The 21,013-nt window shown below is 65.0% G+C and carries 17 protein-coding genes; 7 read left to right on the forward strand and 10 right to left on the reverse strand.

Annotated elements, in window-relative coordinates:
• Positions 1–270: 270 nt before the first annotated feature.
• Positions 271–1,260: an MBL fold metallo-hydrolase gene (locus F1609_RS30120; protein ID WP_167080963.1), complete on the reverse strand. Its 990-nt coding sequence runs from the start codon at positions 1,258–1,260 to the stop codon at positions 271–273.
• 103 nt (positions 1,261–1,363) lie between these two features.
• Between F1609_RS30120 and F1609_RS30125 the strand changes: the two genes are divergently transcribed.
• The 5 genes from F1609_RS30125 to F1609_RS30145 all read left to right on the forward strand — a co-directional run bounded on the left by F1609_RS30125 (position 1,364) and on the right by F1609_RS30145 (position 11,464).
• Positions 1,364–2,257, forward strand: coding sequence for a LysR family transcriptional regulator (locus F1609_RS30125; RefSeq protein WP_167080964.1), 894 nt, complete (start codon positions 1,364–1,366; stop codon positions 2,255–2,257).
• Between the two features lie 132 nt (positions 2,258–2,389).
• Complete coding sequence (locus F1609_RS30130) at positions 2,390–5,596, forward strand: WG repeat-containing protein (protein ID WP_167080966.1); 3,207 nt, start codon at positions 2,390–2,392, stop codon at positions 5,594–5,596.
• Positions 5,597–5,732: 136 nt separating this feature from the next.
• On the forward strand, positions 5,733–8,891 hold the full coding sequence (locus tag F1609_RS30135; protein WP_167080967.1) for a WG repeat-containing protein: 3,159 nt from the start codon (positions 5,733–5,735) through the stop codon (positions 8,889–8,891).
• A gap of 36 nt (positions 8,892–8,927) precedes the next feature.
• Positions 8,928–10,868, forward strand: a complete 1,941-nt coding sequence (locus F1609_RS30140) for a WG repeat-containing protein (protein ID WP_167080969.1) — start codon at positions 8,928–8,930, stop codon at positions 10,866–10,868.
• A gap of 191 nt (positions 10,869–11,059) precedes the next feature.
• Positions 11,060–11,464: a WG repeat-containing protein gene (locus tag F1609_RS30145; protein WP_167080970.1), complete on the forward strand. Its 405-nt coding sequence runs from the start codon at positions 11,060–11,062 to the stop codon at positions 11,462–11,464.
• A gap of 31 nt (positions 11,465–11,495) precedes the next feature.
• Here F1609_RS30145 and F1609_RS30150 read toward each other — a convergent pair whose 3' ends face one another.
• The 6 genes from F1609_RS30150 to F1609_RS30175 form a co-directional block, all read right to left on the reverse strand.
• Entirely contained in the window at positions 11,496–11,954 is a 459-nt protein-coding gene (locus F1609_RS30150) for a hypothetical protein (protein ID WP_167080972.1), read from the reverse strand.
• A gap of 2 nt (positions 11,955–11,956) precedes the next feature.
• Entirely contained in the window at positions 11,957–12,463 is a 507-nt protein-coding gene (locus F1609_RS30155; protein WP_229422142.1) for a gluconokinase, read from the reverse strand.
• Between the two features lie 369 nt (positions 12,464–12,832).
• Positions 12,833–13,420: a hypothetical protein gene (locus F1609_RS30160; RefSeq protein WP_167080973.1), complete on the reverse strand. Its 588-nt coding sequence runs from the start codon at positions 13,418–13,420 to the stop codon at positions 12,833–12,835.
• A gap of 19 nt (positions 13,421–13,439) precedes the next feature.
• Positions 13,440–14,255, reverse strand: a complete 816-nt coding sequence (locus F1609_RS30165; protein ID WP_167080975.1) for a M48 family metallopeptidase — start codon at positions 14,253–14,255, stop codon at positions 13,440–13,442.
• A gap of 9 nt (positions 14,256–14,264) precedes the next feature.
• Complete coding sequence (locus F1609_RS30170; RefSeq protein ID WP_167080977.1) at positions 14,265–14,720, reverse strand: YbjQ family protein; 456 nt, start codon at positions 14,718–14,720, stop codon at positions 14,265–14,267.
• 4 nt (positions 14,721–14,724) lie between these two features.
• Positions 14,725–15,039, reverse strand: a complete 315-nt coding sequence (locus tag F1609_RS30175) for a YbjQ family protein (RefSeq protein WP_167080994.1) — start codon at positions 15,037–15,039, stop codon at positions 14,725–14,727.
• 503 nt (positions 15,040–15,542) lie between these two features.
• Between F1609_RS30175 and F1609_RS30180 the strand changes: the two genes are divergently transcribed.
• Complete coding sequence (locus F1609_RS30180) at positions 15,543–18,296, forward strand: TonB-dependent receptor (RefSeq protein ID WP_167080996.1); 2,754 nt, start codon at positions 15,543–15,545, stop codon at positions 18,294–18,296.
• 10 nt (positions 18,297–18,306) lie between these two features.
• Positions 18,307–19,413, forward strand: coding sequence for an SMP-30/gluconolactonase/LRE family protein (locus F1609_RS30185; protein WP_167080998.1), 1,107 nt, complete (start codon positions 18,307–18,309; stop codon positions 19,411–19,413).
• On the opposite strand, the gene F1609_RS30190 is transcribed toward F1609_RS30185, so the two are convergent.
• From F1609_RS30190 to F1609_RS30200, 3 genes are all read right to left on the reverse strand, one after another.
• The gene (locus tag F1609_RS30190; RefSeq protein WP_167081000.1) at positions 19,382–19,654 is read right to left on the reverse strand and encodes a hypothetical protein; all 273 of its coding nucleotides are present in this window, start codon (positions 19,652–19,654) and stop codon (positions 19,382–19,384) included. The two genes, F1609_RS30185 and F1609_RS30190, sit on opposite strands and share 32 nt — an antisense overlap.
• A 61-nt stretch (positions 19,655–19,715) precedes the next feature.
• Complete coding sequence (locus F1609_RS30195) at positions 19,716–19,892, reverse strand: hypothetical protein (RefSeq protein ID WP_167080961.1); 177 nt, start codon at positions 19,890–19,892, stop codon at positions 19,716–19,718.
• Positions 19,889–20,989: a PepSY-associated TM helix domain-containing protein gene (locus F1609_RS30200; protein WP_167081001.1), complete on the reverse strand. Its 1,101-nt coding sequence runs from the start codon at positions 20,987–20,989 to the stop codon at positions 19,889–19,891. The genes F1609_RS30195 and F1609_RS30200 overlap by 4 nt, the downstream gene beginning before the upstream one ends.
• Positions 20,990–21,013: the final 24 nt, after the last annotated feature.

Genomic DNA, 21,013 nt, shown 5'->3' on the forward strand with positions numbered 1-21,013 from the left:
CCCAATTTGAGGCCGGAAGCTTCTATTTCATTCGACTTTCGCACGCGAAAGTGAATCGCTATCGACGGCGGCGAAGACGCGCTTGGCATGCTCAGCGAAAAAACTGTCTGCCGCGCAGGCTCCTAGCGCGATAGACGCAGATCGTGTTGCGTGAGCGTCAAGCGCTTAGGCTGTGGGTGTACGCCGCCTCTGTTGTATGCGGCGACAGGCTGGTCCGGTGGCCTCGACACCGGGCACCAGTTTCCTCATCACACCTTCCCGGCTCCCGGCTTATCTGGGGGCCGGAACCACATGGTCGTTGATATACGGCATCGGCACCCAGCGGTAGCCATCACCCTCGGCGCGCAGGCGGCCAACGCCCGGGAAGGCGACATGGTCGCCCGCCACCAGGTATTTTCCCGTGGCCGCGTCGGCGAAGGCGCGCTTGCGCTGCGCCGCTGCCGCCTTCGCATCCACATCGAACACGATCGTCACCGACGGGTCCGGCATCTGGACTTCGGCCACGTGCAGCAGGTCGCCCCAGAACACCAGCTTCTGCCCGCCGCTTTCCAGCGCATACAAGCTGTGCCCCGGCGTGTGGCCGTAGCTCGGGATCGAGCGGATGCCCGGGAACAACTGCGTGGCGCCATCGAAGGTCTTGACCTTGCCGGCATCGAGGTAGGGCTTCACCTTCATCAGCGCCTGGTCGAACAGCGCGCGCCTGGACTCGGGCGCTTCGCTGCGCCTGGCAGCGCTCATCCAATAGTCCAGCTCGCGCTGGTCGAGGTGCACGGTGGCGTTGGGGAATACCATGCGCTTTCCATCCATCAGCCCGCCGGTGTGGTCGGTGTGGATATGGGTGACCAGGATGTCGGTGATCTGTCCCGGCTGGTAGCCGGCCGCGTGCAGGGTCGCAACCAGCTTGTTCAGGGTCGGGCCGTACAGTTCGCCGCTACCGGTGTCGACCAGCAACAGCCGCTCGCCGCTCTCGATCAGGTAGGCGTTGACGGACGCGTCAACATGGGTGCCCTGGAAGGTGGCCGCCAGGCGCGCCGCGACCTGTGCCGGCGCCACGTTGGTCAACAGCGCGCCCGGTGGAATCGCCAGGGTGCCGTCGGACAAGGCGATGACGTTCACATCGCCGACCTTGACATGATGATACCCGGGCTGGACCTTGTTGATGCGGGTGCTGGCGGCGGCCTGCGACCATGCGGCGGGCGCGGCGGCAGCGAATGTGAGGAAGGCGGCCGCCAGGGCGCCAGCGAGGACGGTGTTGTTCATGTTTATTCCTTGAAAGTGGACAGGCGATCGATTATATTTATTTCACTTTCATTGATACATGGGCTAAAAATACAATGTCTATCTCTCCAACGTTGATAATCGCATGATCGACAACATCCTCGACCTGAGCATTTTTGCGCGCGTGGTGCAGACCGGCAGCATGACCGACGCCGCCGGCGAGCTCGACTTGTCATTGGCGGTAGTGAGCAAGCGCATGGCGGCGCTGGAAGACCGGCTCGGCGTGCGTCTGCTCAACCGCACCACGCGCAAACAGTCGCTCACCCAGGAAGGAGCGCGCTTTCACCAGCGCTGCATCCGCATCCTGGCCGAAGTACAGGATGCCGAGGCCGACATGACCGACAGCCGCACCAGCATCGCCGGCCTGCTGCGGGTGGCGGCGCCGCGCGGCTTCGGGCGCCGCTATTTGACTGGCATCGTGACCGCCTTCCAGCGCCAGCATCCGGCCCTGTGCATCGAGCTGAGCCTGGACGACGCCTACGTCGATATGGTCGAGTCGGCCATCGACGTAGCCCTGCGCTTCGGCAACCTGAACGATTCGAGCATGATCGCCCGCCCCATCGCCACCGGCAACCGCATCATGTGCGCCTCGCCCGGCTATATCGAACAGCACGGCGCGCCAATGACGCCCGAGGATCTGGTCCGGCACGCCTGCATCGTGTACCGCGCCGATTCGACCCGGCACTGGGTGTTCGAGCGCGACGGCAAAGCGGTCACCGCCGCCATCACGCCGACTTTTTTCTGCAACGATGGCGACGCGGCCCAGGGCATCGCGCGCGCGGGCGGCGGCATTTTCTACAAGGCGCTGTGGGACGTGAGCGAGGATCTCGACGCCGGTACGCTGGTGCGCGTGCTGCCGCAGTACAGCGCGCCGGGCGAACCGTTGCAGGTGGTGTACCCGCATGCGCTGCATCTGTCGCCACGGGTGCGCCAGTTCGCCGAGTTCGCGATTCAGACACTGCGGGCGCAGTTGCCCTGAACCTGCGGGGCGCCATCGGCACATGGTGCTGTCGCAAACTCAATCTTGGTTATTAACCAAGGCCAGCGGTTAAAATGTCGGAATGACAAGCAGTCAACCACCTTTCAATACCGCCGACCGAGACCCAGCCCCATGCCAAAACAACCCGTCCTGATCGAAAACCATCTTGAAACCGGGGAATCGCCCTACGGACTGCTGATGGTTCACCAAGGCCGCGCGATCACCTTCTCGCCGCCGCTGGTCAATGTCATCGGCGCTTTTTGCGACGACGGCCAGGGTGGCCTGATCGCCGCCGCCAAGACCCGTGGCGAGCGCTTCGGCTACATCAACGCCAGCGGCGACTGGCTGGTCGCACCCGACCTGCTCGACGCCCGCACCTTCGGCAGCGGCAAACTAGCGCGCTATTGCCAGGACGGCCTGTGGGGATTCATGGGCCTGGACGGCAAACCGGCCATCGCGCCGCGCTGGACCGAGGTGGGCCACTTCCAGCACGGCCCGGCGGCGGTGAAAATCGCACGAGGACACTGGCGCTACATCGATGAAGATGGCGCCTTCGCGTTCGACGGCAAATTTTCCGATGCGGGCGCGTTCGGCGCCAACGGCCTGGCCCCGGCCAGAATCAGTGCGGCCGCCGGGTACGGCTACCTGGACCGCAGCGGCGCATGGGCCATCACGCCGCGCTTCGCGCTGGCGCAGGAATTTTCCGCGCACGGCGTGGCATCGGCTGCCGCGGCGAAGGGCAAGCATGGCCTGATCGACGCCAGCGGCGACTGGATCGTGCAACCGGTCCACCAGGAGATCCGCCCGTTCAATGCCGATGGCCTGGCCTATTGCAGCGGCCGCAAGGGCGGCGCCTATCTCGACGCCAGCGGCAACAGGTTCTTCGAGGAGGCGCGCGACCTGTCCGGCCGCATGGTCGACGGCGTCGTGCGCACGCGCTTCGACACCTACATGAGGCGCGACGGCGAACTGCATGTAGATGGCGGCCTGTGCTGGGGCGGCGATTTCAATGAATACGGCTTCGCCCTGGCCCTGACCTGGTCCGGCCGCAACCGCGTCGACCGCAATGGCGATCAACTCGCCGGGTGGGGCATCGTGCGCACGGATGGCAGCTTCACGCCGGCGCCGCCGAACGCCGTCGAACCGTTCCCGGTCGACCCGGAATACGACGAGTTCCTCGACCCGGAAACCAATACGCCGCTGGTGGTTTTCGTCGGCAACGACAATGACCTGCTGATGCTCGACGGCGAAGCACGCATCGCTTTCCGCCTGCGCCTCGAACCAGGCAGCGACGGTCCGGTGACGGCCCTGTACGACGACCAGGCGCGCCTGCTGTGGACCAGCCCGGCGAGCGGCACGCTGGCCATGCCGGTCACCTTTTTCTTCCCGCCCGACGACTGGTTCTACGACGAGCTCGACTCGGCCGACCAGTTGGAAGAGCTTGCGCGCACCATGCTGCGCGAGACCGAGCACAAGCTGCACCAGCTGGCGCGCGATCCGCACTTCGACATCGATGGCGGCGAAGAAGAAGAGGAGCGTGAGCACGACGACTATGAGCGGGAAGACGATGACGACAACGATGAAGAGATGCGGATCGCAAAAACCATCCGCACGCGGCGCCGCCTTTCCCATTTCTACAATGACGAAGAGGTCGCCGGTCTGTACAGCTGTCTTGGCTACCTGCGCAACGAACGCCAGACCGAGGTCGAGCGCGATCTCGACACGCGGCTGGAGGCCTTGTTCGGCCCCAGCGACAACGATCCGGACTTTGTCGGCAAGCCGCACAATATGTACTTCGCCGCCTGGTCGTTCAAGCTCGATACGCCCGTAACGGACGATGACGCCGTTGCACCCGAGGCGAACCGCCTGTGGCTCGCTACCAGCTGGACCGGCGACACGGGCGACGGCGACGAATGGGGCAATGTGTGGCTGACCTGCGCACCGAGCATCGAAACGCTGGAGCTGGCGCTGGAGGCGCGCGCCGCGCTTGATGCGGCAGAGGGCGAAGACGAAGACGAAGCAGACGAAGCAGACGAGGAAGAGGAGGAAGAGGAGGAAGAGGACGAGGAGGACGAAGAAGAAGACCAGCCGGCAGCGCTCGCGCCACAAGACAATTCGGACGCGCTGCTGGAACTGGTCACCCGTTACGCGCATGGCATCGATCAAATCCCGCAAGACCAGGTGAGCGCCGAACTGGCCGATGCTGCCGTGGCGGCGCATACCGACGCGCTGCAATACCTGCCGGCACGTTTCCAGACCGAACAGCGTCTGGAAGCACTGATTCGCCGGAAACTCTCCACCGCCAGGGCAGTTCCGGCCCGCTGCATGAGCACCGAGGGCCTGGCACTGGCGCGCTCCCTCTACGGCGGCGACCGCGACTGGGACTGGCATGACCAGCGCCACAGTGCAGAGTGCACCACCTGGGATCAAAATTCCCTGTCACAGCGCTGGGGGGCGCTGATCGATACCGCCTACTGCGAGCGGGCCTTGCTCGGAGGCGCACGCTATTTTTACGTGCCCCTCTGGCTGCGCACGCCGCAACTGGAAGCGTTTGCCTTGAAGGCGGACATCGACAACCTGCCTTACCTGAGCAAGGACATCATCACCGCCGAGATCGCAGCCCGCGCCGTGTCCGAAACCAGTTCGGGCCTGTTGCAATTGATTCCGGCCCATCTTGTCACGCACGCATTATGTCTGAGCTCGGTAAAGCGCAAAGGAACCACCCTGGAATTTGTCCCGCCCGCGCTGCGCAGCGCCGAGGTGTGCATGGCCGCGATCGAGAACGACTGGAAAGCCATCGGATGGGTACCGTCGGCGCTCCAGGAACAGACCTGCACCAGCCTGATCGATGCCACGATGGCAGCCGCCGCCAAGGCTGGCAAACCGGTGAGCGGCACCCGCTGGCACGGCTTGCGCGCCTGGCTGCGCATGCACTTTGGCGACGTTGAGGGCGCGCTGGAAGACGCCAGGGCCGGCCTCGATCATGTGCTGTATCCGATCCAGGCGCGCTTCCAGCTGGCCTGGTGCCACCGCGAACTGGGGAACACATTCGACAGTGCACTGGAAGCGGCAACCTTGCTTCAGATGGGACACTTCACTCCCGAGTTCGGGGCCGACATCGCCTGGCTGGGCCCCGAGTCCAAGGCGACGCTGGCAAAGGCGGACGAGGCCGACCTGCTGCACGGCCTGCACACGCATCCGCTGGCGCTGTCGAAGATCCCGCAGCGCCGCATCACGCCCGCCATGGCCGAGGTGGCCGTCAGAGCGTCATCGGAGGCGCTGGAGTTCGTACCGAAAAAGCTGATGACGCCCGAACTGCGTGCCCTCGCCGCGCGCTGACACATCGACGCGCCCGGCCGCCGGCCGGGCGCTGCTGCAAAATCAATCTTGATTAATAGTCAAGGCCAGCGGTTAAAATGTCGGAATAACAAGCAGTCCACCGATCTTCAATGCCCCCGGCCAGAAAACCAGCCTCATGCCAAAACAACCCGTCCTGATCGAAAACCACCTCGAAACCGCGTCTTCACCCTACGGACTGCTGATGGTCCACGAAGGCCGCGTCATCACGTATTCGCCGCCACTGGCGACCGTGACCGGCGCGTTTTGCGACGACGGCCAGGGCGGCCTGATCGCAGCGGCCAGGACCCAGGGCGGCGGCGCCGGCTACATCAACGCCAGCGGCGACTGGCTGGTCGCGCCCGACCTGGCCGACGCCCGCTCCTTTGGCAGCGGCACGCTGGCGCGCTATTGCGAGGGCGGGCTGTGGGGTTATATGGGCCTGGACGGCAAGCCGGCGCTCGCGCCGCGCTGGCGCCTGGCCGAAGCCTTCCAGCACGGCCTGGCCGCGGTACAGATCGCGCCCGACACCTGGCGCTACATCGATGAACGCGGCCAGTTCGCCTTCGACGGCGAGTTCTTCATCGCGCACGGGTTCAGCGCCAACGGCCTGGCGGCGGCCAGCCCCGACGCCGGCGCCAGATTGGGCTACCTGAACCGCCACGGCGCCTGGGTCATCGCACCGCGCTTCGTCAGCGCCCTGCCGTTTGCGGAACAAGACGTCGCCCCGGTCGCCTTCGAGCCAGAGAAGTTCGGCCTGATCAACGCGGCGGGCGTGTGGGTGGCCAAGCCACTGTATCGCTACATCCACCCCTTCAATGCCGACGGCCTGGCCTGGTGCAAGGGCCTGAGCCGCGTCGCTTACCTCGACACCAGCGGCGACAACGTCTTCAAGGGCCGGGATGGGTTTTCCCATCTCATGGTCGACGGCGCGGTGCGCGCCAGCGAAGAGACTTACATGACGCGCGATGGGAATCTGAAAATCTCGGCCGGCATCTGCTGGGGCGGCGAATGGACCGAGCACGGCGTCGCCCTGGCATTGACCTGGTCGAATGGGCACACGGTCAACCAGCGCGGCGAGCAGCCCCCCGGCTGGGGCATCCTGCGCACAGATGGCCAGTTGACGGTGGCCCCCGAAAACGCCGTCGAGCCGCTCGGGGATTTCCCGCAACACGGCGATTTTCTGGCCCCCGAACCGAACACCCCGCTGACGGTATTCATCGGCAACGACGACGACCTGCTCATGCTCGATCGCGACGCGCGCGTGGCCTTCCGCCTGCGCATCGAGCAAGGCAGCCAAGGCCGGTACAGTGCGCTGTACGACGCCCAGGCGCGCTTGCTGTGGACCGGCCCCGTGAGCGACACGCTGCGGGCGCCCGAACGCTTCTTCTTCCCCGACCCCGACTGGGTCTACGACGAACTCGACTCGGCCGACCAACTGGCTGACGTGGCCCGCGCCATGCTGCGCGAAACCGAACAGAAATTGCGCACGCTGGCCCGCGATCCGCAGTTCGACATCGATGCCGGGGACGACGATGACGAACCAGAGCGCGAGCACGACGACTATGAGCGCTACGACGACGATGACGATGAAGACATGCGGATCGCCAAATTCATCCGCACCCGGCGCCGCCTCGCCCATTTCTACAACGACGAGGAGGTCACGTACCTGTATGGCTGCCTCGGTTCCATGCGCCACGACCTCCTGTGCGACGTCCAAAGCGATCTGGAAGAGCGCATGGGCGCGCTGTTCGGCCCCGCCGACGACGCGCCCGACTTCGTCGGCCAGCCGCCCGGCATGGATTACACCGCCTGGTCGGTCGCGCTGGACACTCCCTTGACGGACGATGCCGCCGTCGCGCCAGAGGCGAAGCGCCTGTGGCTTGCCATCAGCTGGAGCGGCAACACCGGCGACGGCGACGAATGGGGCAATGTGTGGCTGACCTGTGCGCCGAGCATTGAAACGCTGGAACTGGCGATGCTCGCGCGCGAGGCGCTCGATCCGGCTGACAGCCAGGAAGAAGAAGAAGAAGAAGAGGATGCAGGGGGTGAGGAGGACCTGGGCGAGCACGAGCACGGCGACCTCCTGGCCATGGTAACCGAGAGCGACGACGCCATCGCCCGCCTCCCTCAAGACCAGGTGACCGATGAACTGGCCGATGCGGCGGTGGCGGCCGATACCGGCGCGCTGAGATACCTGCCGGCGCGTTTCCAGACCCCGCAACGGCTGGAAGCGCTGATCCGTCAAAGCGCTTCCTGCGCGAGCGACATTCCCGCCATCTGCATGAGCGCACAAGGCCTGGCACTGGCCCGCTCGCTCTACAAAGACGATGAAGAATGGGCCGATCACGACGAGTTCTACTCCATGCCATGCACCGACTGGGACCGTAACGCCCTGTCGATGCGCTGGGCGGCCCTGATCGATACCAGCTTTTGCGAGCGCGCCCTGCATGCCGGCGCCAGGATCTTCGACGTTCCGCTATGGCTGCGCACAGCGCAGATGGAAGCGCTGGCCCTGCGGGCCGACATCGATAACCTGCCCTACGTGTCCAGGGAACTGATCACCGCCGAGATTGCCGCGCGCGCCGTGTCCGAGGGTTCACCGCGTCTGCTGGGCGCAATTCCGCCCCATCTTGTCACGCCCGCGTTATGCCTGGCTGCGGTAAAGCACAACGGACAGGCACTTGCCTTTGTCCATCCAGTGCTGCGCACGTTCGAGATGTGCGTGGCCGCTGTCGGCAACGACTGGAAAGCCATCGCCTCGGTGCCGGAGCACTATCAGGAAAAGGTCTGCACGCATCTCATCGACGACTCCATGGCAGCGGCCGCCGATGCCGGCCGGGCGCTCACCGGCACCTCCTGGCACGCCTTGCGCGCCTGGCTGCGCATGCACGCGAACGACTTCAGCGGCGCCCTGGCCGACGCCACGGCAGCGCGCGAGCACGTGATGTATCCGATCCAGGCGCGCTTCCTGCTGGCCTGGGCCCATCGCGCTTTGGGCAATGCCTTCGACAGTGCGCTGGAAGCGGCCACCGTCCTGCAGATGGGCCACCTCACGCCCGAGTTCGCGGTCGACACCAGCTGGCTCGGCCCCGAGTCCCGGACCACCCTGGCAGAAGCGGACGAGGCCGACCTGCTGCGCGGCCTGCACACGCATCCGCTGGCGCTATCGAAGATCCCGCAGCGCCGCATCACGCCCGCCATGGCCGAGGTGGCCGTCATGGCGTCATCGGAGGCGCTGGAGTTCGTGCCGAAAAAGCTGATGAGGCCCGAACTGCGCGCCCTCGCCGCGCGCTGATTAATCGTCAATGCCCCCGACCAGACAACCAGCGTCATGCCAAAGCAACCCATCCTGATCGAAAATCACCTCGAAACCGGGCCTTCTTCCTACGGCCTGCTGATGGTCCACGAGGGCCGCGTCATCACGTATTCGCCGCCACTGGCGACCGTGACCGGCGCGTTTTGCGAGGACGGCCGGGGCGGCCTGATCGCCGCCGCCAGGACCCAGGGTGGCGGGGCCGGCTACATCAACGCCAGCGGCGACTGGCTGGTCGCGCCCGACCTGGCCGACGCCCGCTCCTTCGGCGCCGGCACACTGGCCCGCTATTGCGAGGACGGGCTGTGGGGCTACATGGGCCTCTACGGCACACCGGCGATCGCGCCGCGCTGGCGCCTGGCGCAAGATTTCCAGCACGGCCTGGCCGCCGTCCTGACCGGCCCGGACACCTGGCGCTACATCGACCAACGCGGCCAATTCGCCTTCGCCGGCGAATTGGCCAACGCCACCGCGTTCAGTGCCAACGGCATGGCGGCGGCCCGCCCCGCCTCGAGCGAAAAATTCGGTTACCTGAACCGCCACGGTGCCTGGGTCATCGAACCGTGCTTCGCCGCAGCCATGCCGTTTGCCGGGCATCCGGTCGCGCCGGCCGCCCGCGAGTACGACCGGTTCGGCCTGATCGACGCGGCCGGCGCATGGCTTGCGCAGCCGGTCCATCGGTACATTGCCCCATTCAATGCCGACGGCCTTGCGTGGTGCACCGGCGCGCACGGCGACACGTACCTCGACACCAACGGCAATCAGGTTTTCGCGCTGCGCACCGGGCTTTCCCGTCACATGGTCAACGGGGTGGTGCGCGCCGGCGCGGACACGTACCTCACGCGCCACGGCGTACTTGCGGCAACGGCCGGCATCGGCTGGGGCACCGAATTCAACGAGCATGGCATGGCTCTCGCGTTGACGTTGGAGGACGGGCACATGCTCGACCGCGAGGGGCAGGAAATGCCCGGTTGGGGCATCCTGCGCACGGATGGCCGGTTCACGCTCGCGCCGCCGGAAAGCATGGAGCCATTTCCGCTGGACCCGCGCCATGGCAGCTTCCTGGCCCCGCAGGCGAACACGCCGCTGGCCGTCTTTGTCAGCCACGACGACAAGCTGCTCATGCTCGACCGCGATGCCCGCATCGCCTTTCGCCTGTGCATCGAGCAAGGGGGCGATGGCCAGTACAGCGCGCTGTACGACGACCAGGCGCGCCTGCTGTGGACCAGTCCCGTGAGCGCCACGTTAAAGGCGCCCGAGCGCTTTTTCTATCCTGCCGCCGGGTTCTTGTACGACGAACTCGGCCCGGCCGGCCACCTGGCAGAGGTAGTCCGTGCCATGCTGTTCGACACCGAACAGAAATTGCAGCGGCTGGCGCACGATGCGCAGTTCGGCATCGACGCCTGCGCGCGGCAGGACCAGGCTGAACCCGAGCGCGCGCACGACGACTACGAACACGCCGACGATGAAGATGACGATGCGGACCTGCGGATCGCAAAATTCATCCGCACCAGGCGCCGCATCGTCCATTTCTACTACGACAAGGAAGCCGGAGACCGCTACGGCTGCCTCGGTTGGTTACGTAACGAACACCTGTATGAGGTGAGGGAGGACCTGCAAGGCAAACTGTACACACAGTTCGGCGACGGCGAGTCCGATCCGGACTTCATCGGCCGCACGGACAACACATTTCACACCGCCTGGCCATTCGAGCTGAAGACCCCGCTGACGGACGACGCTGGCGTAGCGCCGGAGGCGAAGCGCCTGTGGATCGCCATGAGCCAAAGCGGCGGCCGGGGTGACGGCGACGAATGGGGCAGCCTGTGGCTGACCTGCGCCCCATCCATCGAGACGCTGGAGCTGGCGCTGCGGGCACGCTCCAGGCGCGCCGGGGCGCACGGCGCAGATCGGGAATTGCGCAGCACCGCATCACCCAGGCGATGGCCGAGGTCGCCGTGACGGCATCGCCGGACGCGCTCGACTTCGTCCCGAGAAAACTGAAAACGGCCGAACCGTGCACCTTGGCCGGGTACTAACACCGATCGATTGAAAGAAGCTCCGACCATGTCCACCATCCCATCCTGATCCGCAATCACCTGCAGGCCGGCGACGGCCCGCGCGAAGTGCTCCTGGTTCACCAAGGCCGCGTGATGCCGACCTCGCCCGCCCTGCTTTCCGCCGGCCCCTTCTGCGACGACGGCAAGGGCGGCCTGATCGCCCCCGCCCGCACACTCGATGGCGGCGCCGGCTACATCGATGCGCACGGCCGCTGGCTGGTGGCGCCCGGCCTGGAAAAGACCCACCCCTTCCACGATGGCCTGTCGGGGTTCCGCAAGGACGGGCTGCTGGGGTACATGAACCTTGACGGCGGCATGGCGATCGCACCGCGCTGGACCGGCGGGCAGCACTGTTCCGATGGCCTGGCGGCGGTGCCGGGCAGCGGCGCCGCAAGCGAACCGTTTGTGGCTCGGGCTGCACTGGAGCGGCGGCATTGGCGACGGCGAAGACCACTGTGGCTGCGCACGCCGGCACTCGAGGCCATCGCGCAGGGCTGACGGCGCTGCACTGAGCCGGCAGCGCCGCCGCTCAGCGACTATCCTTGACCGCGATGTCGACCAGTGTCTTACCGTCGGCACTGACCTTGCAGGTGGTCAGCATGGTTACCGCGCTGCCAGCTTCATTCTTGGCCGAGAGTTTGATCGCGACCTCCATCTGCCCGCCCGCGCCGTGCGTGACAGGGCTGGGCATGTCGGTGAAATAGGCGATCGACTTGGGATTGGTGGCGCGCGCTTCTATGGTGCCCATGCAGGTGCGGCGCGCCGCCGCCTCGAGCGGGGTGTCCGAAACGGCCGGCTTGCCGCAGGCAGCCAGGGCCAGGATGATTGGTAGTAGTGTCAGTTTGTTCATCATGTCCCCGTAAAGTTGGAAAAATGATACATGAGCGGGCATGTGCGCGGCAAGTGCGGAGCAATGCTTGCCATTTATAGCGAACAGAAGCGGATGACTGGCAAGGCGCCGCTGCTGGACGCCGGAAATGGCAAGCATGTTCAGGCGCCGAGGATGCGCGCCACCTGTTGGCCGGGCGCGCTGCCGATGTCGAGCAGCACGCCAGCTTCGTCGCTCTGAAGCGCTTCGAGGTCGCGCAGCTGGCTCTCGAGCAGCGACGGCGGCATGTAGTGGCCGGCGCGCGCCTGCATGCGCGCCGCGATCAGTTCGCGCGGGCCGTCCAGGTGGGCGAAGCGCAGCGCCGGATCGCCTTCGCGCAGCAGGTCGCGGTAGCGCCGCTTGAGCGCCGAGCACGACAGCACCAGGCCGGCCCCGCCTGCGCGCGCCTCCCGTATCCGCGCTTGCAGGGCCAGCAGCCAGCCGGCCCGGTCGTCATCGTCGAGCGGCATGCCGGCCGACATCTTGGCCACGTTGGCGGGCGGGTGAAACTGGTCGCCTTCCACGAACGGCACGCCGAGCTCCTGTGCAAGGGCTTGCCCCACCGTACTCTTGCCGCAGCCCGACACCCCCATCACCACCCAGCGAATCTTGTCACCCTGATCGACCATCCTGCCCCCAAAAGTTAGCGCTAACATCCGAACTCGAAGTCTAGCGAACTGGGCGTATTTGTAAAGAGTTTTGCGTCGGGCCGGGGCGATGTTGGCCATGATGTCCACAGTTGTAAACAAATTCTGTGGATAAGTATGTTAACAAGCCATGCGGGACGTCGGCAAGTGCTTGCTTTTAAAGGAGAAAATGGCACTGCCTGATTTTAGGGCACTGTGGACAGTTGCCGGTCAGACTGAAGTTGCAAACAGAATCTGTGGATAAGTTTGTTAACAAGCCAGCCGCTCGCGTGCTAAGTCCTTGCTTCTAAACACAAAAGTGCACCTGCGTGCTTTTCGGGCAGCAGGTATGAAGCGTTTTGGAACGCTTGTTCAGCCAATCAGACACCTTGCGAATCCGCCAGGCAGCATGGTTTCTTGCAGATGATCGGTACCGCCTCTGCGTAGAATGACGTCTTCCGCGCAATACGTTCGGACTGACAGCCGTGCCTGCAATGGGCGCGTAAAGTCCCACAGGACCATGAAGGTGAAACGATCGTTCTGAGGATCGCTGTTGACCGAACACCTTGCGCCGGAACTCGTTTCGACTTCCATCGAGAACGCGTCTTTCAGGCGCGGTCTTGCCCGCAATTCGGCGGCCCGGGCCTCGGTCATGGTGAAGTCGAATTCTTCCGATGAATCGTCTTCCGGGAACATGTCGGCCGGCGTCCGGCCCTGATCGAACGGTCCATCGCATTCGATCAAGCTGACCTTGACGGACTGTCCCGCTGCGAGCGGGTTGTCGCTGACCCAGATCCGATGTCCGCTTACCTGCTCACCATAGGTGCCACCGTGAATCTCAAGCGATGCTGGCGTCTCTGCGTCCAGTGAACTATGGACACTGACGTGAAGCAGATGCATGCCATCCACGTTCACAGTCGCCAGAACGGTTCCGTCAACGTCGATTCTGATTGCCACCATCGCACATCTCCCAAAGTGATCAAGGTACCGGCGCCAGCGGCGTGACCGGCCCCACTTTCATGGCGCCGGCGCGGATCGCGGCGTTGATCGCATCGATGCGCTGCTGCATGGCCGGATGCGAGGCGACGTAATGGGACAAGCCGCTGGGATCGGCGTCGCCTTCTTTCAGCGAAACAAACAGCTCGGTGGCCCCGCCCGCATGGCCGTAGCGGCAGTTCAGGATGCGCAAGGCCGCCGCATCGGCCGCCGCTTCGCGCGCGCGCGAATAGGTGGCGTCGCCCAGTTTTCCGACTGGCGCGACCAGGTCGCTCAAGCCCGAATCGCTGCCGGTCAGCAGCGCCGCCATGCCGTACAGCACAATGCCGCGCCCGAGCGCGCGCAAATGGTCGCGCTGGGTGATGTGCGACAACTCATGCGCCAGCACGAAGGCCAGGCCGTTTTCGGATTTCACTTCGTCGAGCAGGCCGGTGAAGACGATGATGTTGCCGCCCGGCAGAACCGCCGCGTTGGGCGTGTCGGACTTGTGCAAGCTCACATTGGCCGGCAGGCGCAGCCCGGCGCAGGCGCGCATGCTCTCGACCAGCGCCTGCACCTGCTCCTGGCGGGCGCGCTCGGCCGGTTCGGTGGGCATCGGCTTGGACGGCAACAGCGCGTACAGGCGCGCTTCGCTGTCGTGATCGAGGTGCTCGACCGCCGTGTCGACCGCCAGCGCCAGCACCCAGAACAGCAGGGCCGCGCCCGCCAGCAGCCACAGCCCGATCACGAAAAAATCCTTGAGCGGATGCTGGTCGGAGATATTGTCGTTATGTTCGGGCAGTGAGGGCTGGTATTTCATGGCGCGCTGTTACTTGGCGAAGTAGATGGCGGTGCCGTAGGCCAGCACTTCGACCGAGGTCACGCTGCCGGGCCGCTTGCCGGAAATCGACATCGCTTCCAGACGCAGGTTGATGATCTCGTGCGCGTTCGGGCAGCTTTCCTTCAGGCGCAGCACGGCTTCGCGGCGGGCCCGGTCGATCAGCGTTTCGTGCGAGGTGACGGCGCCGCCGATGAACGAGCGCAAGCCCAGCACAGCCTGCTTGAAGTAATCGATCGAGACGACCACGTTGCCGTACACCAGTTCACTGCGTTCAACCGGACGGGCCGGATCGAGCAAGGTCTTGAGCGAGGTGGACGGCAGATGCAGCCAGGTTTTTTCGCGGCTGTGGATCGAGGCGTAATGCTTGGTTTCGGCGGCGCGGCCGAAAAAATAGCCGACCACGACCAACAACAGCCAGAACCCGAGGATGGCTAACTCAGCCATCGTCTCAGCCCACGGTGACGGCGGTGCCGTACACGTAGATTTCGGCAGCACCAGCGGCCACCGAGGAGGTCGAAAAGCGCACATTGACGATCGCGTTGGCGCCCATCTGCTTGGCCTGGGACTGCATGCGCTCGATGGCACTGTCGCGCGATTCGTTGAGCAGCTCGGTGTAACCTTTGAGCTCGCCACCAACGATGTTCTTCAGGCCGGCCATGATGTCGCGCCCCACGTGCTTGGCACGCACGGTGCTGCCCGAGACGACGCCGTGGCAGGTCATGATGTTTTTGCCCGGGATGGTTTCGATATTCGTCATTAACATGAGTTAGGTTCCTTGCTACTTTAAATGGAAGTCAATTATAGTTGCAATCCTGCTAATAAGATAGCTTTTCCACACATTTGACAAGTTGACTGCGCATGCATACCGGGCAAAAACGCAACAGGTACGATGCGCCGGCGCTTGCCTGCCGCGAGCCGCGCGGACCGCCGCATGCAGCGCGCATGCACCTGCTGTTGCGGGCGCGCTGCGATGCAAGCGCCGCCAGCAGGGCGCCGCGCCATCCTGCACGTCAGTCCCTCTTGCCGGCAGCTGGCCAATGAAACTATTGAGCTTTCGCCACGAACTGCGTACAGTGGAAAGCTTGTTAAATACTCACATGCGCGTCAGACAGCCATCACCTTGACCAACAAACCTTCTTTTCCTGCTCCGCAAGAACAACTTCCTGCCGTCGGCAGCAGAGACGGTTTCGGATATCGTGGCCGACATGGCTTCCATCAACGCCATTGGCGTCACCGCACTTTCCTCATCCCCACGGAGCCACCAGCATGCGCAAGCAAGACCGTCTGAATCCCCAATTCCTCCCTGTTTCGCGCCTGACCCGCGCCGTTCGCGGGGCGCTGCACGCGAGCGCCTGCGCCGGCCTGCTGGCCCATGGCGCCGCCTCGGCCCAGTCCGTTGATGCGCCGATGCCGAAGGTGGAGATCACCGGTTCGGCCATCAAGCGCATCGTCACCGAAACCCCGCTGCCGGTGCAGATCGTCACGCGTGAAGAAATCGAAAAGACCGGCGTGACCACCGCCGCCGAACTGATGGCGCGCATCTCGTCGAACGTGGGCGGCCTGACCGACGGCGCCAGCATCAACGTCGGCGGCGACCAGCGCGGCTTCAACAGCGCCAACCTGCGCGGCATCGGCACCTCGTCGACCCTGGTGCTGCTCAACGGCCGGCGCATGGCCAACTTCGCCTCGCCCGGCGACGATTCCGGCGTGGACCTGAACAATATTCCGGCGGCGGCGATTGCGCGCGTTGAAGTGCTGCTTGACGGCGCCTCGGCCCTGTACGGCACCGATGCGGTCGGCGGCGTGATCAACTTCATTACGCGCAAGGATTTCCGCGGCGTGGAATTGAACGCCTACGCGCTCGGCACCAGGGAAGGCGGCGCCGGCAAACGCGCCGCGTCCCTCAGCATGGGAACGGGCGAACTGGAAAAGGACGGCTACAACGTGTTCGCCGTGCTCGACCTGCAAACCACCGAGCGACTGAACACCTCGCAGCGCAGCTTCATCAACGACCTGCGGATTCCACAGCGCCTCGGCCATTTGCTGTCGAGCTACACCAGCCCGGCCAACATCCGCCTCTCGTCAAGCCAGCGCGACTACCTGCAGGAAACCGGCTTCCTGCTGGACGGCCGCACCATCACCAACCGCCAGATCAACCTGTCGATCCCGACCTGTGCGGCGCCGGCCAATCTGTACCTGCCGGACGGCACCGGCGGCGTCGATGCCTGCACCTACAACTACATGGGCGACACCGAGCTGTACCCCAAGTCGAACAAGCAGAACCTGCTCAGCCGCGGCGTGTTCAAGCTCGGCGCCGACACCCAGGCCTACGCCGAAGTGGCCCTGAGCCGCTCGCGCACCAACTACGTCGGCTCGTCGGCGCGCGTGACCGCCTACATCGATTACCGCAAGATTCCGGCCTTGGCCAACAGCGGCCTGGACCAGCTCGACGACGACACGCCGGGCGAACTCCAGCTGCGCATGCGTCTCAATGAAGCCGGCATGCGCACCAGCGAACTGACCAGCGAAAGCCAGCGTTACGTGGCCGGCGTGACCGGCATCGCGGCCGGCTGGGATTACGACGTGGGCTTTAACCACAGCGTGAACACGGTCAAGGACAAGGATACCCACGGTTACGTGCTGCTCGACAAGTTGCTGGCCGCCGTGGCGGACGGCAGGATCAACCCGTTCGGCCCTTCCGGCGCCGAAGGCCTGGCGCTGCTCGACAGCATTCAGGTCAACGATGTGGTGCGGCGCGCGCGCGGCACCATGGACTCACTCGACTTCAAGGCCTCGCGTTCCTTGATGACCCTGGCCGGCGGCGACCTGGGCGTGGCGGTGGGTGCCGAAGCGCGGCGCGAGCGCACCGATTTCAATCCGTCCGCCCTGCTCATGAGCGACAACATCAACAACGATGCCGCGCCGGAAGGCGGCAAGGCCACCAGCGACCAGCGCAAGGTGTACGCGGTGTTCGGCGAAGTGCTGGCACCTTTCACCAAAGAATGGCAGGGCCAGTTTTCGGCGCGCTACGACCGCTACCAGAAGGTCGGCGGCGCCCTGAGCCCGAAAATCGGCCTGGCGTTCACCCCGAACAAGTCGCTCACCGTACGCGCGTCGGCCGGCAAGGGTTTCCGCGCGCCGTCGATGTCCGACCTGTACCGCCCGACCGTCTACAGCAGCACCGCCACCCTGCCCGACCCGGTCTACTGCGCCACCGTGGATAACAACTATTCGGACTGCGCCACCAACTGGGACACGCGCCGCTACAGCAACGTCAACCTGAAACCGGAGAGCAGCCGCCAGGTCTCGGCCGGCATCGTGCTCGAGCCGAGCAAGCACTGGAACGCCAGCCTGGACTACTGGAAGATCAAGCGCACCGACCTGATCAGCGAAATCGGCGACGACATCATCCTCGGCAACCTGGGCAAGTATGGCGAGCTGGTGCACCGTGATGAAGACGGCGTGATCGAGTACATCGAACTGCACAAGGAAAACCGTGGCGCCCAGATCGCCAGCGGCCTGGACCTGGTGATGAACCTGCGCAGCGCCAATACCAGCCTCGGCCGCTTCGGTGCGCGCCTGAACGGCACCTACGTGCTCGATTCCAAGATCCAGACCGGCAACGGCGATCCCTACATCAGCAACCTGGGCAAGTTCGTCACCGACAGCGTGGTGCAGCGCTGGCGCCATACCGTCAGCCTGGACTGGGACCAGGGTCCGCTGTCGGCCACCGTGTCGAACAGTTTTTCGGCCGGCTACGACGACCAGAACTCGGCCATCAACGTCGACAACGGCACCGTGGTCGCGGCCAACCGCGTCAAGGCGTACTCGCTGTGGGACATGTCGCTGGCCTATGAATTCGGCAAAAGCCTGAAACTGCGCGCCGGCGTGCAAAACCTGTTCGACAAGGCGCCGCCGTACTCGAACCAGGCCAACTTCTTCATCTCCGGCTACGACCCGACCTACACCGACCCGCGCGGACGGCGCTTTTATGGCAGCGTGAACTACGCCTTCCGCTAAGTAAGTGCGGATGTTGTGGGTGCCTGTGGCCGGCACGGTGATGCTGGCCTCGTACCTCGGCCTGTGGCCGGTGCCGATCGCACCGGTCAGCTGGGACGCGCCCAGCGCGCCCGGCTATACAGGCGTACACGCCGCCAACAACAAACTGGCTGGCGTGCAGCGCATCGACCTGCACGGTGAAGTCGGCCCGGAACACGTTGTCGCCGGGCCGGATGGCAGGCTGTACACGGGCCTAAAAAGCGGCAAGATCGTGCGCATGCAGCCCGATGGCAGCGGCCAGGAAGTGTTCGCCGCCACCGGCGGGCGTCCGCTCGGCATGGCCTTTGCCGCCGATGGCAGCCTGGTGGTGGCCGACGGCATCAAGGGCTTGCTGTCTGTCGCGCCAAACGGCCAGGTGTCGTCCCTGGGTGACGGCCAGGCGCGCTTTCTCAACGCGGTGGCGATTGCCGCCAGCGGCAAGATCTACGTGACCGAATCGTCCACCCGCTTCACCCCTGCCCGCCATGGCGGCACGGTGGAAGCGGCCATGCTCGACGTGATGGAGCAGTCGGCCACTGGGCGGGTGCTGGAATACGACCCGGCGAGCAAGGCGCTACGCGAAGTCGCTCGCGGCTTCTCGCTGGCCAACGGCATCGCCCTCAGTACCGATGAAGCGAGCCTGTTCGTCAGCGAAAGCGGGCGTTACCGGGTGTGGAAGATCGCGCTCGACGCCGATCGGCTTGATGTGGGCCAGCCGTCCGCGCAGGCACAAATCCTGTTCGACAACCTGCCCGGCTATCCGGACAACCTGACGCGCGCGCCCGACGGCACGCTGTGGCTGGGTTTCGGCGGCCAGAGAAACGATTTGGACAAGATGGCGCGCACACCCTTCATGCGCAGCATGGTGCTGCGCATCCCGCGCTTTTCGTGGGCCAAGCCCAAGCCGTACGGGCACGTCATGGCATTCAGCGAAGACGGCAAGGTGATCGACGACCTGCAAGACCCCGGCGGCGCTTCGCCGCTGACGACCGGCGCCACCGGCATCGGCGGGCGCCTGTACATTCACAACGCCGATGGCGCCACCCTGGACTGGGTCGAGCGCGCAGTTACTTCCGCTGACGCAGGTACTGGAAAGTAAAAGCGAAGACGAAGAACACCGCGCCGATCGCGGCGCCGATCTCGGGCGCCCGGCTGCCGTCGAACCAGTCGGGATGGCTGCGCGACAAGGCGGCCACCAGCAGGCCGCTCACGTAGCCGCCCGCCGCGCAAAGGGCTGCGCCGAATATCACCAGCACGGCCGGCAGCATGCTCAAGAGGCCGATCATCACGTTTATCGGCAAGTGACGGCGTGGCTTTGGGGTCTGCTCTTCTTCCTGCATGGGGCGCTTTCCGCTGACAAAACGATATCATACCGTCAATGTCCGAAATGCCGCCAGATGACTATCCGCGCCGGCGCTTGAACGAATACCACCCGCACGCCAGCACCGGCGCGCCCAGGGTCACGGCCGACACCAGATCCCACCAGCCATCGCCGAGCAGGGCCGCGATCAGGCCGATGCAGGTGAGCACGCCAAAGACGATGGGCCAGCCCCACAGGGTCAGGAACGGCGCTTTCACGAAACGCTCCCGGTGCGCCCACGTTTGCGCCACAGATACAGCCCGCTGCCCAGCACCACGATGGTGGCGATATCGAGCAAGGCCCACCAGAGCTGCATCCAGATGCCTCCGTAATCGCCAAAATGCAGCGGCTGCGAAATCAGCAAGCCGGTCAGGTACCACGGCAGGTCGCGGCTGTCGGTCACCCGGCTGGTGACGGCGTCAACCAGCACCGGCTTGTACAGGCGCGAGGTCAGCGCTTCCTTGCCGTGCATGAAGATGCCGTAGTGATGGGGACTGGAAAACGCCGTCCCCGGCCACGCGATGAAGCCGACCTGCATGCCCGGCTCGAGCTTGAGCGACGCGTCCACGCCCGGCTGCAATAGCCCCAGCGCGGCCGGCGCGGGCAGTGCCCTGTAGGGAGCGATCATTTCCGCCAGCTGGTCGTTTTGCCAGTACTTGAGCAGCAGATCGGCCCAGGTATTGATCATGCCGGTGGCGCCCACCACCAGCGCCCACACCAGGGTGACGATGCCGAGCAGATTGTGCATGTCGAGCCACTTGAGGCGGCTGGCGCGCTCGCGCCGCACCGTGCCGAATTGCAGCTTGCGCATGAACGGCGCGTACAGCACCACGCCGGACACGGTGGCGACCAGGAACAGCAAACCCATGAACCCCAGGAACAGCATGCCCCACAGCCCGGCGAACAGGTCGGCGTGCAGGCGCAGCATGATGTTCATGAAGGTGCCTTCGAACTTGTTCTCCTGGATCACCTTGCCGCTGCGCGCATCGACCGCGATCGACTTGAAGTCCGGATCGAGCCGGGTCTTGCCCACGGTGAGATGCCAGATCTTGTCGTCGCCGGCTTCCTGCGACATGTATTGCATCACCAGGTCCGGGTACATGGCCAGGCCGGCCGCGATGACGGTGTCGACACTGGCCCTGGGCGTGCCGGGCGCCATCTCGGGCGCGACGATCTCGTTGCCCAGCAGCTCCCCGATCTCGTGATGGAAGATCAGCGGCAGGCCGGTCAGGCACAAGAGCAGCATGAAGATCGTGCAGACCAGGCTGGTCCACTTGTGAATCCAGGCCCAGCGGCGGACGGTGGTGGGTGTCATGACAGGGGCGCGCCGGGCAGGCTC

Source organism: Massilia aquatica (genome assembly GCF_011682045.1).
GTDB classification, from domain to species: domain Bacteria; phylum Pseudomonadota; class Gammaproteobacteria; order Burkholderiales; family Burkholderiaceae_D; genus Telluria_A; species Telluria_A aquatica.

Coding starts and splice junctions, on each gene's coding strand:
- F1609_RS30130 (WP_167080966.1), top strand. CDS start 2,390: ATGCCAAAACAACCCGTCCTGATCGAAAACCATCTTGAAACCGGGGAA.
- F1609_RS30180 (WP_167080996.1), top strand. CDS start 15,543: ATGCGCAAGCAAGACCGTCTGAATCCCCAATTCCTCCCTGTTTCGCGC.
- F1609_RS30160 (WP_167080973.1), bottom strand. CDS start 13,420: ATGGTGGCAATCAGAATCGACGTTGACGGAACCGTTCTGGCGACTGTG.
- F1609_RS30200 (WP_167081001.1), bottom strand. CDS start 20,989: ATGACACCCACCACCGTCCGCCGCTGGGCCTGGATTCACAAGTGGACC.
- F1609_RS30140 (WP_167080969.1), top strand. CDS start 8,928: ATGCCAAAGCAACCCATCCTGATCGAAAATCACCTCGAAACCGGGCCT.
- F1609_RS30150 (WP_167080972.1), bottom strand. CDS start 11,954: ATGCTTGCCATTTCCGGCGTCCAGCAGCGGCGCCTTGCCAGTCATCCG.
- F1609_RS30170 (WP_167080977.1), bottom strand. CDS start 14,720: ATGGCTGAGTTAGCCATCCTCGGGTTCTGGCTGTTGTTGGTCGTGGTC.
- F1609_RS30190 (WP_167081000.1), bottom strand. CDS start 19,654: ATGCAGGAAGAAGAGCAGACCCCAAAGCCACGCCGTCACTTGCCGATA.
- F1609_RS30165 (WP_167080975.1), bottom strand. CDS start 14,255: ATGAAATACCAGCCCTCACTGCCCGAACATAACGACAATATCTCCGAC.
- F1609_RS30145 (WP_167080970.1), top strand. CDS start 11,060: ATGCCGACCTCGCCCGCCCTGCTTTCCGCCGGCCCCTTCTGCGACGAC.
- F1609_RS30135 (WP_167080967.1), top strand. CDS start 5,733: ATGCCAAAACAACCCGTCCTGATCGAAAACCACCTCGAAACCGCGTCT.
- F1609_RS30125 (WP_167080964.1), top strand. CDS start 1,364: ATGATCGACAACATCCTCGACCTGAGCATTTTTGCGCGCGTGGTGCAG.
- F1609_RS30185 (WP_167080998.1), top strand. CDS start 18,307: ATGTTGTGGGTGCCTGTGGCCGGCACGGTGATGCTGGCCTCGTACCTC.
- F1609_RS30175 (WP_167080994.1), bottom strand. CDS start 15,039: ATGTTAATGACGAATATCGAAACCATCCCGGGCAAAAACATCATGACC.
- F1609_RS30120 (WP_167080963.1), bottom strand. CDS start 1,260: ATGAACAACACCGTCCTCGCTGGCGCCCTGGCGGCCGCCTTCCTCACA.
- F1609_RS30155 (WP_229422142.1), bottom strand. CDS start 12,463: ATGGTCGATCAGGGTGACAAGATTCGCTGGGTGGTGATGGGGGTGTCG.